Origin of the sequence: Kitasatospora sp. NPDC001547, from assembly GCF_042894165.1 — a bacterium.
GTDB lineage: Bacteria > Actinomycetota > Actinomycetes > Streptomycetales > Streptomycetaceae > Kitasatospora.
Genome location: NZ_JBIAVL010000013.1, coordinates 249,133 through 262,967, shown reverse-complemented (window position 1 = coordinate 262,967; position 13,835 = coordinate 249,133). Strand labels below are relative to the sequence as shown.

Genomic DNA, 13,835 nt, shown 5'->3' with positions numbered 1-13,835 from the left:
GGCCGGGCGCGGGCCCCCGCCCGCCCCGCCTCCGGCGGGGTGCCCGCCAGGCCCGGCGGGGCGGGCGCGGCCCGGCCGCCGGGGGCCCCCCCCCCCCCGGGGGGGGCCCGCCGTCGTGGTTCCGCACCACCGGACCGGGGCGAGCCCGGTCCGGACCGCCGGATCAGACCCGGTCGGCCGCGATCAGCACGTACTGGAAGGAGCCGTCCTTGTAGGACTCGATGAACGCCTCCTCGATGCCGGTCACCAGCGAGGTGGTGTTCCGCAGCTCCCAGTAGGGCAGGGTGTCCGGGGTCAGGTCGATGACGGCCTGCGGCACCAGGCGGTTGTCGGCCATCGCCCGCAGGTACTCCCGGCGGGAGTGGATGTTGCACTCGAAGTGGGCGTTGATCTGCGACACCCACTTCGACGGCTGGCCGTAGCGCGGGTTCCAGCAGCCGGTGATGGTCACGTACCGACCGCCGACGCTCAGCACCCGGGCGTGCTCGGCGAACAGGTCGTGCAGGTCGACGTACATGCTGGACTCGTTGTTCCAGGAACCCGCGACCGTACCGGTCTCGATCGGCATGTTCAGCATGTTGGCGACCCGGGAGCGGACGAAGTCGCCGATGCCCAGCTCGGCGGCGCGCTTGTTGCCGAACTCCGCCTGCTGGGTGGAGAGGGTCAGGCCCTCGACCCGGCAGCCGAAGCGCTGGTGGGCCATCACCATCGAGCCGCCGCGGCCGCAGCCCGCGTCGACCAGGGTCCGGTCGGCACGGATGTCGCCGAGGTGGTCGAGCAGTACCTCGGCCTGGGCGGACTCCAGGCGGTGCAGCTCGGCGATCACCTTCTTCTCTCGCTCGCTGTCGGCCGGGTCGCCGATCGCGGCCTGGTCGACCGCACCGATGCCGTAGTGGTGGTGGTAGAGGCCGTCGACGTCACCCAGGCGGAGGTTGACCGGACGGGCCTCGTGGTCCCAGTAGCGTGCGATGTCGCCCTGGTACGGGGTGGCCGGGCCGGGGATGGCGTTGCCGGGGGTGGTGATGTCGTCGGTCACGGACATGGGTCAGCTCCTAGCGGATGGTCAAGGGATCGGTCGTCAAGGGATCGGTCGTCAAGGGGAAGGCGCCGCCGGCGACGGGTGGTGTCACCAGAAGTCCGGCAGGGTGTAGCGGTAGGTGTTGGTCTGGTGCCAGTAGTGGTTGCCGTCGACCCACGCGGCCACGCCGCGCAGGAACCGTGCCAGCGTCGGCACCGGGCAGGCCACGGCCAGGGCCGCCGCCTCGGCCTCGAAGGCCAGCATCAGCTCGTTGTGGACCTCGACCGCCTTCAGGTAGCCCTCCTTGCGGGAGACGCCCTCGCGCTCGGAGATCACCACCGGCAGGTTCAGGTGCAGTCCGGGGCTGGACAGCTCCTTCGTGTACGAGTACAGGTCGTTGACGATGGTGGTCGCGTTGGAGGCCAGGGCGATCACCCGCTGCGTCGCGGGCAGCGCGTGCAGCTCGGCGGGCAGCTCGTAGGCTCCGACGGTGTCCGTGATCGTCGGGCAGGGGCGGAAGTTGTTGAACTGGCGCATGGCCAGGTACTCCCACACCTCCGGGACGTGGTCCGCCTGGTCCCAGGCGGCCTCGGCCAGGTACCCGAGGTGCAACCGCGCCATGTCGTGCCGGAACCGGTCCGACTGGGACGGCGTGGCGGCCCGGGTGAAGTACTCCATCGCGGAGTGGTAGGCGCGCTGGGGCGCGTCCGAGGACAGCGAGGCCTCCCAGGCCGGTTGGTACTCCGGCGTGGTGTGCAGCGGGTCGAGCGCGGTGTGCGCGAGCAGCAGGCGGCTGCCCAGGCCGATCGGCGAACCGCCGAGGTCCTCGCAGTAGCAGTCGTCCACCGCGTTCTCGGCCACCATCAGGCGGGCCGCGAGCATCAGGTGGTCGACGCTCGGCGCGTCCGGGTGGCAGGCCACCATGTAGCGCCCGGTGGAGAAGCCGTCGAAGTCCTTCTCCCACTCCGGCGGGTAGAGCTCGATCTCCTCCATCGCCCAGACCTTGAGCTTGGCGCTCAACGCCTCCACCCGCACCGGGTCGGGCTCGGCGACCGGGTGGTGGTAGAGGCCGGGGACGGGGTCGCCGCTCCTGGGCTTGCCGCCCCCGGGCGCCCCGGCGGCCGAGCCCCCGGTGGACGTGGCCACCGCGGCCGGGGCCACGGCGGCCGGGAAGGGGAGGACGGGGACGGACGGCGCCCGGAACCCGGGGGTCTCGGTCAGCACGGCCGCGGGCGCCGCGGCCTCCGGCCCCGAGGGCCTGACCACCGGGGCGTCGGGCACCGAGGTCTCCACAGCCGACACCTCGTACACCGCGGCCTCGTACACCGCAGCCTCGGGCGCCGGCACCCGCGGCCGGAACTGCAGCCCGGAGGTGCCCAGTCCGCTGGGCCCGCGCAGGACCCGGTCGATCGCCGGGGAGCTCATGGGCCCACCACCGGGACGGTGACGGGCCCGGATGCGGTGTCCGGTCTGGCACGCAGGGGCATGGAGCCTCCTCTGAAGGGATCGCACAATATGACGGGCCGTCATCTCGCCCGTCTCGGACGGGAACTCCGGCCGCGGGCCCCGTCTCGCTCGGTTCCCCACCGTAGGCGCGAAGGCGCGTTCCATATCGCAACGGACGATCTTCCTCACCCGATAGGGTGAACGTTCATGCTGACGGTGTTTGGACAAGCCGCGGCCGTGCTTCGGCCTGTCCCGCTGGTTGGCGCTCCGAGCGCGAACCGACCGGACCGCTCCACCCGCCCGGCGCGTCAACCCGGTGAGCAGCACCCGTGTCCCGATCCGGTCGACGGCGTTCCCGCCTCCGCGGCGGAGGCTGTTCGACCGCGAATCCCCTGACCGGTGGCCGCCCGCCGGGTGTCGCGTCCGCACGTCGCCCGAGCGTCCGACCCGACCGGCGCAGGAGGCCGCCCCGGCCGGCCTCCCGTGCCGGACCGGGCGCCCCGGCCCGCTTTTGCGGAGGTGGGGGCGGTGTGGTGCGCTGGAAGGGACACCGGAACGGCCGACCCGCCCCGGTACCGTCCCGGCGGCCCACGGTGCCGCCACGGTCCGTGAGCGCCGGCGCCCGGGTGGCCACCGGTGAGTGAGGTGGTGACCGATGGCCGAGTTCGACCGGGGGCCGACGGACGCCTTCGCGGAGCTGTGCGCGCGGGTGCCCGATCCGCCCGACGAAACGGCGTTCTGGTCCGACTGGGGGCCGGTCTTCCACCGGGGCCGGGTCGACGGGTCGGCGCGGGTCCTGGTCGTCGCCTCCGACCCCGGGCCGACCGAGCGGATCGCCGGGCGCAGCCTGGTCGGCAACGCCGGGCAGCGGGTGCAGGGCTTCCTCGCCAAGCTGGGCCTGACCCGGTCGTACGTCTGCCTCAACGCATGGGCGTACGCGGTCCGTCCGTCCCGTGCCACGGCGATGAAGGAGCGGCTCCGCGAGCCCGCGCAGACCCAGTGGCGCAACGAGGTCTACAGCACCGCGACCGGCCCGGCGCTGCAGGCCGTCGTCGCGATGGGGTTCATGGCCCAGGAGGCGGTGCGGCTCTGGACCGCCCGGCCGCAGCAGGCGGTGCTCGTGCGGGTGCCCCACCCGACGAGCCACGACCCGGTGGCGCTGCTCGACGGCTGGCGCGCGGCGGTCACCACGCTGCGCGCGGTCGTCACGCCGGACGACGACGGTGACAACACCGGCCCCGACTACGGCGCCGCCTTCCAGGAGAGCGACTACCGCCCGATCCCCCGGGGCGACCTGCCGTTCGGCGCACCGGCGTTCCTGGGCGACGACGCCTGGGTGCGGGCGCAGGGCGGCGAGGTGCCGACCTCGGTCAGCCGCCCGTCCCCGGACGACGGGCACACCCTGATCTGGAAGGCCCCGGGCTGATGGCACTCGTCCTGCGCGGCACCGTCGTCACCTTCGACGACGAGCACCGGATCCTCGACCCCGGCGCGGTGTACGTCGGTGACGACGGCCGCCTCGGCGCGGTGCAGCCTGCTGGGCAGGCACCGCCCACCGGGTTCTCCGCCGCCCCGGTCGTCGACCTGGTCGGCACGGGCGCGCTGGTCCTGCCCGGCCTGGTCGACCTCCACGGCCACCTGCAGTACAACACCCTGCCGCTCTGGGAGGCGGTCGGCGTCCCGTACCGGCACCACGACCGCTGGGTGGACGAGAAGCGCCCGCCGGACTACGCCACGGCGGTCTCCTGGCCCGCCAAGGTCCTCGGCACCGCCGCGCCGGAGGCGCTGCTCACGTACATCGCGGTCAAGGCGCTGGTCGGCGGGAGCACCTCGGTCCAGGGCGCGCCGCGCGCGACCCGCCCGATCGACGGCGGGCCGGTGCGGATCGTGGACGTCGAGAAGCTGCCGGCGGGCCGCGACATGGTGCTGACCGCCGCGCTCCAGCGGGACGTCGAGCAGTTGCGGAGCCTCGCGGACGACCTCGACGGCAGCCGGGTGCTGATCTACCACGTCGCGGAGGGGCAGCGCGCCGAGGTGCCGCCCCCGCCGGGGAAGGCGCCGCTGGTCCACCGCGAGTTCACGGACCTCGACTCCTGCCTGAAGCCGGGCCTGGTCTGCGTGCACGCCACCGCGCTCACCGACGCCGAGTTCGCCACCTGGCAGCAGCGGGTGACGGGGATCGACCCGGCCGAGCGGGGCACCGTGGTGTGGTCGCCGTTCTCCAACCTCTGGCTCTACCACCAGACGACGGACGTGGTCGCGGCGACCGCGCAGGGGCTGCGGATCGCACTCGGCTCCGACTGGTCGCCGTCCGGGACCAAGCACGTGCTCGGCGAGCTCAAGGTCGCCGACGGCATCAACCGCCACGAGCTCGGCGGCCACTTCGACGACCGCGGCCTGTGCGACATGGTCACCGCGAACCCCGGCGACGCGCTCGCCACCGCCTGGGGGCCGCAGGTGGGACGGCTGGCCGCGGGCAGCGCCGCCGACCTGCTGGTGCTCGAACGCCACGAACCCGACCAGGACGCGTACCGCAACCTCGTCGACGCGACCGAACGGCACGTCCTGCTGGTGGTCGCCCGGGGAGTGCCGCGGTACGGGACCGCGCCGCTGATGACCGCCGCCGGGGCGACGGACACCGACCCGATCGAGCCGGCGGACGGCATCCGGCGGCGGGTGGCGGTGCGGCGGCCGGGCGCGCCCGGTGGGGGCGGGGCGGCTGGCGCCGCGCCGGACTGGCCCGCCGTCAAGCGGGCGCTGGAGAAGGTCCGCCGGGACCCGCGGGCCGCCTGGCGCGAGGCCCAGAACGCGCTCGCAGCGTGGGGCGGCCCGCTCGACGACCCCGAAGCACCGCTCGCCCTCTTCGGCGACATGCCCGAGGGCGACGCGACGGCCCTCGCCGGCACCGACGACGTCCCGGCCGGCCTGGTCATCCCCCCGCTGGACGCGCTGACCCACGACGCCGCGTTCCTCGCCGCCGTGGACCGCACCGGGATACCGGAGCTGCGGCGGCTCGGGGACTACTACGGGTGAGGACGGGACGGGCGTGAGCGAGGGACGGCCGTGAGCCCGCGGGTCACCGGCCCGGCCCGTCCCCTGCCGGACTCGATCGGCATCGAGGAGTTCATGGACCGGGTCGCCACCGACCCGCTGCCGCTCGCCGACCGCTACCGGCTGGTGGCCGCCGCCCGCGTCCTGGTCGAGGAGCTGTACGTCCACCTCCCGCTCAAGCGCGCCCGGTACGCCACCGACCCGGTCCAACGCCTGCGCCTGCTGGAGCGGCGCGTGCCCGCGCTCAGCGAGCTGCAGTTCCACGCCGAGCTCGCCGCCGTCTTCCGGGACCTGCGCGACCTGCACACCGTCTACCAGCTGCCCGCCCCCTACCGGGGCCAGGTGGCGGTGCTCGGCTTCCTCGTCGAGCGCTACCAGGACGAGGACGGGACGCCGCACCACCTCGTCTCCCGGATCGACGACTCGCTGCGGCACGCGGACTTCGACGCCGGCGTCGAGCTGGAGCTGTGGAACGGGGTCCCGGTGGAGCGCGCCGTCGAGCGCGGCACGGCCGCGCAGGCGGGCTGCAGCCCCGACGCCCGCCTGGCCCGGGGGCTGGAGTCGCTGACGCTGCGCCCGCTGCGGACCGCTCCACCGCCCGACGAGCGCTGGGTGCTGCTGACCTACCGCACGCCCGAGGGTCGGACGCGCGAGACCCGGGTGCCGTGGCGGGTGCGCGCCGCGGAGCGGTACCGGGGACGGGACCAGGACCCGGTGCCCACGTTCGGCGCCCACCTCGGCATCGACGCCGGCAACGAGGCCACCCGCCAGGCCAAGCGCGCGCTGTTCGCCCCGGAGTCGGCCCGGAGGTCGGTGGCGCGGGCGCCGCGTGACGTCCTGGCCTACTCGCGGGCCCGCGCGCGGCCGTACGGGTACCTGCGGATCTTCTCCTTCAACGTCGCGAGCGCGCGGCGGTTCGCCGAGCAGGTGGCCGTGATCGCGGCGAAGGCTCCGGCCGAGGGGCTGGTCGTGGACGTCCGCGGCAACCCCGGCGGCAACATCCTGGCCGCCGAGGCCGCGTTGCGGGTGCTCAGCGCGGGCCCCGTCGCCCCGGTGCGGTTCTCGCTGCCGACCACCCGGGCCGCGCTCGCCCTGGTCCGCGCCAACCCGGCCTTCCGCCGGTGGACCGCCTCGATCCGGGACGCCGTGGAGACCGGCGAACCGTACTCCCAGGCGTTCCCGCTCACCGACCCCGACGCGGTCGCCGAGGGGCTGCCGCACTACGCGGGGCCGAAGGTGCTGGTCGTCGACGCCCTGACGTACTCGGCCGCCGACATCTTCGCCGCCGGGTTCGCGGACAACCGGGCGGGCGTGCTGACGGACGGCGGAGCGGGCGGCGGGACGGACGACGACGCGGACGGCGGGGCCGGAGCGGTGCTCGGGACCGCCGCGAGCACCGGCGCCGGCGGCGCCAACGTCTGGACCTACGACCTGCTGAGCGTCTGGCTGCCCGAACTGCTGCCCGCCCTGCCGCGCGGGGCCGGGTTCCGCGTCGCCCTGCGCCGCGCCACCCGGGCCGGGGCGAGCATCGGCGTCCCGCTGGAGGACTTCGGCGTCGCGGCCGACCCGCTGCACCGGCTGACCAGGCGCGACGTCCTCGGCCACAACGAGGACCTGCTGGCCGCCGCGGCCGCGCTGCTGGACGGACGCCGGGGCCGGTCCGGCGGATGACCGTCCGGCCTCACTCCTCGTCGGCGTCCTCCCGGGCGTCGGAGCCCTCCCGGGCCACGAGCTCGGCGACGATCTCGGTGCCGAGTGCGTACGCCGGCACGCCCGCGGTGATGAGCGCGGTCTCGGCGACACCGATGAGGTCGGCGACACCGGCTCCGGCGTGGAGCGCTCCCCGGGCGTGGATCCGGGCGGGGTGTTCCCGGCCGAGGGCCAGCAGCTGGCCGAAGTGGACGAGCTGCTGCACCCGCGCTCCCAGCGGGCTGTCGGTCAGCACGATGTGCCGCAGTTCCGCGATCGCCTCCTCGGTCGGCAGCCGGTCGAACTCCCGGGCCAGGCGCAGCCGTTCCCGCACCCCGCCGGGGACGGTCCCGAGGGTGGAGCGGTAGCGGTCGCGGACGGCCTCCGTACGCGCGTCCAGGGTGTCGTCCGTCATGACGCGACCCGCGCGATCGAGGCGCGCACGGCCTCCTGGGCACCCGGGGGGAAGTCGACGGCCCCGCCGATCGCCGCGGCGGCGATCTCGGCCTCGGCGCTCTCCTCGATCGCCACCACGAGGTGGGCGGCGGCCGCGGAGTCCGGGCCGAACACCAGGAGGCCGTGGTTGGCCAGGAGGACGGCCGCCGTCGTCGGACGCCGGCGCAGCACGTCCGCGATGCCGCGCACCGACACGTCCGACCCGCGGGGCCCCCAGGGGACCACGGGGACCTCCTCGGCCTGTCCGAAGCGCAGCATCGGCTCCGTGCGGCAGGGCAGCGGCCGGTGGGCCACGGCGAAGGCGGTCGCGGCGGGCGAGTGGGTGTGGATGATCGCGCCCACGTGGGGCCGGGCCTCGTACACGGCCGTGTGCATGGCGATGATCTCGGCGCTGACGGACCGCAGCTCGCCGTCGAGGACCCGCCCGTCGAATCCCACGGTCGCCAGCTGTCCGGGCCTCAGGCCGCGGACGAACCCCGGCGTCAGCAGGAGGCGCTCGCCGTCGAGCCGGGCGCTCAGGTTGGCGTGCCCGGAGTGGGACATCACCCCGGCCGCGAACAGGTTCTCCGCGGCCTCCACCAACTGCTCGGCGCGCTCTTCCCGTACGTTCCTGTCGGTCATGGCGGTCTCCCCAAGTGTGCTGCCGGCGGCTTCCGTTCGCCGCCGTCCAGGTGCCGACCACTCTGCTGCTTGAACTAAGGTTCAAGTCAAACGCCCGGATCGACGAGGAGCGGGGAAGCGGAACCGTGCGCATGACGATCGGCCGACTTGCCGAGATCACCGGGGTACCCGCGTCGGCCATCCGGTACTGGGAGCGCCACGGACTGCTCCCCACGCCCGAGCGCGAGAGCGGGCAGCGGCGCTACCCGCCCGAGGCCGCCGCGCGGATCACGGTGCTGCGCACGTGCCAGCAGGCCGGGCTGAGCCTGGCCGAGATCCGCGAGTTCCAGCGGGAGCAGCCGCGCCGGGAGACCATGATCCGCGCCAAGATCACCGAGCTCCGGCAGCGCGTGGTCGATCTCGACCACGCCGAACAGCTCCTGGTCCACGCCCTCAGGTGCGGCGAGGAGGACATCGTCGACTGTCCGAAGTTCCGACAGCAGATGGCGGCGTGGCGGTCCCCCGGTCCGACGGGGTGACCGTCTCCGGCGGACACCGGTGCGCGACCGGCCGCGTAAGGGGGACCAGAATGGGCTGGGCGCCGTGAGGACGGTGCCAGGAAGGAAGACCAGCGCATGGAGAGCCAGGCCCGCAGCCGCACCGCACTCGTCGAGGAGCTCATGGAGCGCTATCCCGACGTGCCCCGCGAGGCGGTGATCAAGGAGGACCTGCTGCGCGGCGGCATGGCCTTCGACGAGTCCGCGCTCAGCGGCAGCGCCGGTGCCGACGGGGGCGGCGAGGTCAAGCCGAAGTCGTACTTCATCTTCTCCTTCGACCACCGCACCCTGCCCGAACTGGGCGCCGCCGCGCTCAACCGGCCGCCGGAGGAGGTCGTGCTGACCGGCGGGCCGTACGGGCTGCGCCGCACGGTGGTGTCGGTGCGGGTGAACCCGGACTCGCCGTACCGGGTCGGCGCGGGCGAGGACGGCACGCTCGGCCTCTACCTGGACGGCGCCCGGATCGCCGACGTCGGGCTGCCGCCGATGCCGGACTACTACCGGCACACGCTGGCCAACGGCAAGTCGGTGATGGAGGTCGCCCCGACCATCCAGTGGGGCTACCTGATCTACCTCACGGTGTTCCGGGTCTGCCAGTACTTCGGCGCCAAGGAGGAGTGCCAGTACTGCGACATCAACCACAACTGGCGCCAGCACAAGGCCGCCGGCCGCCCGTACACCGGGGTCAAGCCGGTCGAGGAGGTGCTGGAGGCGCTCGCGCTGATCGACGAGCACGACACCGCCCGCGCCTCCCAGGCGTACACCCTCACCGGCGGGGCGATCACCTCGCACGTCGGCGGCCGGGACGAGGCCGACTTCTACGGGCAGTACGCCAAGGCCATCGAGGAGCGCTTCCCCGGGCGCTGGATCGGCAAGGTGGTGGCCCAGGCGCTGCCGCGCGAGGACGTCCAGCGCTTCCACGACTACGGGGTGCGGATCTACCACCCCAACTTCGAGGTGTGGGACAAGCGGCTGTTCGAGCTGTACTGCCCGGGCAAGGAGCGCTACGTCGGCCGGGACGAGTGGCACCGCCGGATCCTCGACTCCACCGAGGTGTTCGGCCCGGAGAACGTGATCCCCAACTTCGTCGCGGGCGTGGAGATGGCCGAGCCCTTCGGCTTCACCACGGTCGACGAGGCGATCGCGTCCACCGAGGAGGGCCTGCGCTTCTTCATGTCCCACGGCGTGGTGCCGCGCTTCACCACCTGGTGCCCCGAGCCGACCACCCCGCTCGGCAAGGCCAACCCGCACGGCGCTCCGCTGGAGTACCACATCCGGCTGCTGCGGACCTACCGGGCGACCCTGGAGGAGTTCGGCCTCTCCTCCCCGCCCGGCTACGGGCCGGCCGGGCCGGGGCAGGCGGTCTTCTCGGTGAGCTCCTTCATGGACTCGCTGACCGGCTGAGGCCCCTGAGGCCTCGGGCGGCGCGAGGCCCGCCTCCGCGCCGCCCCGGCTCCGCCCCGTACCCGTCAGCTCCCGTTCAGCGGGCGGACGGTGAGGATCTGCTCGGCCCGGCCCACCGGTCCGTGGACGTCGTGCAGCACGGTGCTGGTGACGCCGTGCCCGGCCGGGCCGAAGCTGACGCTGGTGTCCAGGCCGGTCCAACGGCCCTCGGGGCGGCGGTGGAAGTGGATCGTCAGGTCGGTGTTGGGGAACATCCACTCGGTGGGGTCCTGCCGCACGGCGATGCCGTTGGCGGTGTCCACCAGCATGACGAAGGAGGCGTGCGGGCCGCTGGGCTCCCCCGCGACCAGCTCGACCGGGGTGGAGATCCAGGCGGCGGCGCGGCCGGGGGCCGTCACCCGGTGGCGGACGTCGACGGAGGAGATGTAGCCGCCGCCCCACACCCCGTCCATCGCCCAGGGCTCGAACTCCTCGGGCGCGGGCAACGGCTCGTCGTGGGTGCCGGCGACGGCGGCGGTGTCCAGCTGGGCGAGGAACCAGGCGCGGGCCCGGACCACGGCGCGCCCGCCGACCACCACGGTCGCCTCGACCAGCTCGATGGTGCGGCCGGGGCGGACGGTCTCCACGGTGATCTCGAACTCGTCGAGGGCGATCAGGCCGAGTATGTCGTAGCTGATCCGGGCCAGCGCCAGCCCGTCGGCGGGACGGTCGGACCGCTGGTCGGCCCGCTGCTGGTCGGCCCGGTGGCGGTCGGCCCGGTAGCGGTCGATGGCGTGCACGATCAGCCCGCCGAGCGGGCTGAAGTGCTGCTCGTCGGGGTGCCAGGCGCCCTGCGCCTGCGCGGTGGGCTTGTAGCTGTTCTCGCCGGTGCGCTGGTAGTAGCTGTCGGGCGCGGTGGTGGGGGTGGTCACGTGCGCTTCTCCTCGGGCCGGATCGCTGGCTGCCGGGCGGGGCGCCGCCGTGGTACGACGGCGCCCGACCTCGGCGTTCAGGATCGTAAGGGGCCGAACGGCCTGCGGGGCGTCACGGGTGACGCATCCCACACCCCCAGAGGATCCGGGCCGTCAGCGCGCGGCCAGCGGGTAGTGGTCGGACAGGTCGGTGTAGGTGTAGCTCTTGCCCCAACTGCTCACCGTCCAGGGCGCGCTGTGCGTCCGGACCACCTGGTTGGTGTACTGCTGCGGGCGGGCGTGGTCGGCCCGGTAGAGGACGTAGTCCAGGTCCTCCCTGGGCTCGCCCGGGTAGCGGTAGGCGGCGACGGAGTTGTCGACGGTGTCGAAGGAGTACGGCCAGCCGGTGCGCTCGGAGGCCGGGGCGAGGTTGCCGTTGGTCAGCAGCGCCTGGTACTCGGAGCCGTGCGAGTCGATGTTGAGGTCGCCCGCGACCAGGACCGGCTCGTCGGCCGGGATCCGCTTGGCGTCCAGGAAGGAGCGCATCGCGGTGAGCTGCTTGGCCCGGATGTCCGCCGCCTGGCCGCTCGCGCAGCCCGAGTCGGTGGACTGCAGGTGGGTGCCGACCACGTGGGTGCGGCGGCCGTTCACATCCAGCACCGCGTAGGCGAAGCCCTTGTTGGAGAACCAGTCCGAGCCGCAGGCGTCCTTGAAGACGTACTGCTCCTTGCGCAGGATCGGCCACTTGCTGAGCAGGGTGACGCCGCCGTCCTCGGGGGTGGTGGAGCTGAAGCTGCCGGAGGTGGCGTCCCAGCCGCCGGTCGAGCGGCCGACCACCGGCGTGTGGTACGGGTACCCGGCCGAGGCCTTGGTGATCAGCGCGTCGGAGGCCGCGTTGTCGAAGGCCTCCTCCAGCACGACCACGTCGTGGCCCTGGAAGAAGTCCGCCGAGGCGATGGCCTGCGCGCGGTACTGCTGGCCCCAGTTGGGGTAGAGCGAGGTGCTCATCAGGAACGTGTTGTAGGTCAGCACGTCGAGCGGGGGCGCGGTCGCCGGGGCGCTCCCGGCCGAGGCCGGGGCGGCGCCGAGCACGGCGAGGACGGTGGCGGCGGCGCCGGCGGCCAGGGCGCGGCGGACGGACGACAGGGGCATCGGGCCTCCGTGGGGGGCGTTGTCGTGGACCCGTCGGGTCGAGGGATGTTGTGTATCCAACTTGGCTCTCGACACCGTCCGCAAGACATCGGGCGAGCATTCGGTGAACTCGTCGGTAACTCCGTCGCCGCGGGCCTGACGGTTGGTCACCGGCCGACCGGCCGCGCCCCGGTCGCGGCGCGCCGCACCCCGCGGGATCCGGGAGCCGCGGCCGGTCAGCGGGGCGGCAGGCGGCGCACCAGGACGTCGGCGCGGGTGCCGTCCAGGGCGCCGTACAGCACGGTGGTGCCGAACGCGTCCACGGCGGGCGCGGTGGACGCCGGGCCGACGGCCTCGGCGACCCGCTCGGTCCGGCCGGTCCGCAGGTCCCGCCGGAAGAGGTCCGCGGCGCCGTTGGTGTCGTCGGGCACCAGAGCGGCGTCGTCCGAGGCGAAGTAGACCCAGCGGTCGTCCGCCGTCACAGCGGCCGGCTGGGTGCCGGCGGGGGCAACCTCGGTGACCGTCCCGGTGCGCAGGTCGCGGGCGTGGAGCGCGACGCGGGTGGCGCCCTGGTCCGGCTGGAACACCCGGAACAGCGCGTACCGGCCGTCGGGGCTCAGCCGCCCCTGGCGTGCCGCGTCGCGCAGGGCACCGCTCCCGTCGGTGCTCGCGCCCTCGATCCGCCCGGTGCGGGCGTCGTACACGTAGAGCGGGAACAGCTGCCGGGTGGGCGGCGGCTTCAGGGCCGTCGGCGCGGGCGGCAGCAGGTTGGCCGCCTTCGACCGGAAGGCGACGGTCCGGCCGTCGGCGCTGAGCGAGGGCTCGACCGAGCCGCCGTCGGCGGGGGCGCCGCCCTGCCCGGCGGTGACCAGGCGGGTGGTGCCGGTCCGGCGGTCCGTCAGGTAGACGTTGGCGGTGCCCGCCCCGGCCCCGGGGGCGAGGTCGGCGCGGTCCGAGGAGTAGGCGACGTAGCGGCCGTCGGCGCTGATCGCCGGGCTGACGGAGTTGCCTGCGCCGCTTCCGGCGGTGAGCAGCTCGGTGCGGCCGGTGCGGCGGTCGCGGACGTAGACGTCGGTGCGGCCGCCGGCGTTCCCGGGGACGGCGTCGGCGGCGTCGCTGCTGAAGGCGACGTACCGGCCGTCGGCGCTGATCGCCGCCTGGCTGCTGGAGCCGTCGAGTTGGGAGCCGTCGTCGGCGACGCTCACCCGCTCGGTCCGCCGCGTCCACAGGTCGCGGACGAAGACGTCGTAGAGGCGGTTGGTGTCGCCGGCCACCAGGTTCGAGGCCAGCGAGGTGAACAGGGCGTAGCGGCCGTCGGCGCTCAGCCCGAGCGGCTCGGACCAGTCGTCGGCGGGCGCGCCGTCGGGGCTCACGTTCACCGGCACCGGGCCTCCGCCGCCCGCCGCGGGCGCGGGCGCGGCCTGCGCCGCCGGTGCTCCGGTGCCCGCCAGCAGCACGGCCGCCAGCGCGCAGACCACCCGTACCGTCGTCGTCCTCATGGGCTCCCCTCCCCTTGGATTCCCCGTCCTTCCGGCCGAGCCAACCGCCCGGTCGCGGCCAAGGTCAACCCGGCCGCCCCGGGACGGGCACGAT

12 protein-coding genes are annotated in these 13,835 nt (G+C 74.3%); 5 read left to right on the top strand and 7 right to left on the bottom strand.

Annotation, left to right across the window (positions count from 1 at the left end):
* Window positions 1-163 precede the first annotated feature (163 nt).
* Together ACFY0X_RS24235 and ACFY0X_RS24230 are read right to left on the bottom strand one after the other, a co-directional pair.
* Window positions 164-1,042: a geranyl diphosphate 2-C-methyltransferase gene (locus tag ACFY0X_RS24235; protein WP_387757447.1), complete on the bottom strand. Its 879-nt coding sequence runs from the start codon at window positions 1,040-1,042 to the stop codon at window positions 164-166.
* Window positions 1,043-1,126: 84 nt separating this feature from the next.
* Complete coding sequence (locus ACFY0X_RS24230) at window positions 1,127-2,443, bottom strand: family 2 encapsulin nanocompartment cargo protein terpene cyclase (protein WP_387757446.1); 1,317 nt, start codon at window positions 2,441-2,443, stop codon at window positions 1,127-1,129.
* A 676-nt stretch (window positions 2,444-3,119) separates the two neighbouring features.
* Between ACFY0X_RS24230 and ACFY0X_RS24225 the strand changes: the two genes are divergently transcribed.
* The 3 genes from ACFY0X_RS24225 to ACFY0X_RS24215 are packed head-to-tail and all read left to right on the top strand — an operon-like array spanning window position 3,120 to window position 7,186.
* Window positions 3,120-3,890, top strand: a complete 771-nt coding sequence (locus tag ACFY0X_RS24225) for a uracil-DNA glycosylase family protein (protein WP_387757444.1) — start codon at window positions 3,120-3,122, stop codon at window positions 3,888-3,890.
* The gene (locus ACFY0X_RS24220; RefSeq protein WP_387757442.1) at window positions 3,890-5,497 is read left to right on the top strand and encodes a hypothetical protein; all 1,608 of its coding nucleotides are present in this window, start codon (window positions 3,890-3,892) and stop codon (window positions 5,495-5,497) included. The genes ACFY0X_RS24225 and ACFY0X_RS24220 overlap by 1 nt, the downstream gene beginning before the upstream one ends.
* A 30-nt stretch (window positions 5,498-5,527) precedes the next feature.
* Window positions 5,528-7,186, top strand: coding sequence for a S41 family peptidase (locus ACFY0X_RS24215; RefSeq protein WP_387757441.1), 1,659 nt, complete (start codon window positions 5,528-5,530; stop codon window positions 7,184-7,186).
* A 10-nt stretch (window positions 7,187-7,196) separates the two neighbouring features.
* Here the strand turns inward: ACFY0X_RS24215 and ACFY0X_RS24210 are convergent, their stop codons facing one another.
* On the bottom strand, window positions 7,197-7,619 hold the full coding sequence (locus tag ACFY0X_RS24210; protein ID WP_387757439.1) for a carboxymuconolactone decarboxylase family protein: 423 nt from the start codon (window positions 7,617-7,619) through the stop codon (window positions 7,197-7,199).
* Window positions 7,616-8,281, bottom strand: coding sequence for a class II aldolase/adducin family protein (locus ACFY0X_RS24205; RefSeq protein ID WP_387757438.1), 666 nt, complete (start codon window positions 8,279-8,281; stop codon window positions 7,616-7,618). The genes ACFY0X_RS24210 and ACFY0X_RS24205 overlap by 4 nt, the downstream gene beginning before the upstream one ends.
* A 131-nt stretch (window positions 8,282-8,412) precedes the next feature.
* Between ACFY0X_RS24205 and ACFY0X_RS24200 the strand changes: the two genes are divergently transcribed.
* Window positions 8,413-8,799, top strand: coding sequence for a MerR family transcriptional regulator (locus ACFY0X_RS24200; RefSeq protein WP_387757436.1), 387 nt, complete (start codon window positions 8,413-8,415; stop codon window positions 8,797-8,799).
* 96 nt (window positions 8,800-8,895) lie between these two features.
* Window positions 8,896-10,221, top strand: a complete 1,326-nt coding sequence (locus ACFY0X_RS24195) for a radical SAM protein (RefSeq protein WP_387757435.1) — start codon at window positions 8,896-8,898, stop codon at window positions 10,219-10,221.
* Between the two features lie 65 nt (window positions 10,222-10,286).
* Here the strand turns inward: ACFY0X_RS24195 and ACFY0X_RS24190 are convergent, their stop codons facing one another.
* The 3 genes from ACFY0X_RS24190 to ACFY0X_RS24180 form a co-directional block, all read right to left on the bottom strand.
* A complete protein-coding gene (locus ACFY0X_RS24190; RefSeq protein ID WP_387757433.1) occupies window positions 10,287-11,132 on the bottom strand; it encodes a thioesterase family protein in 846 nt (281 codons plus the stop codon).
* 153 nt (window positions 11,133-11,285) lie between these two features.
* A complete protein-coding gene (sph, locus tag ACFY0X_RS24185; RefSeq protein ID WP_387757431.1) occupies window positions 11,286-12,263 on the bottom strand; it encodes a sphingomyelin phosphodiesterase in 978 nt (325 codons plus the stop codon).
* A 215-nt stretch (window positions 12,264-12,478) separates the two neighbouring features.
* Window positions 12,479-13,741: a hypothetical protein gene (locus ACFY0X_RS24180; protein ID WP_387757429.1), complete on the bottom strand. Its 1,263-nt coding sequence runs from the start codon at window positions 13,739-13,741 to the stop codon at window positions 12,479-12,481.
* Window positions 13,742-13,835 lie beyond the last annotated feature (94 nt).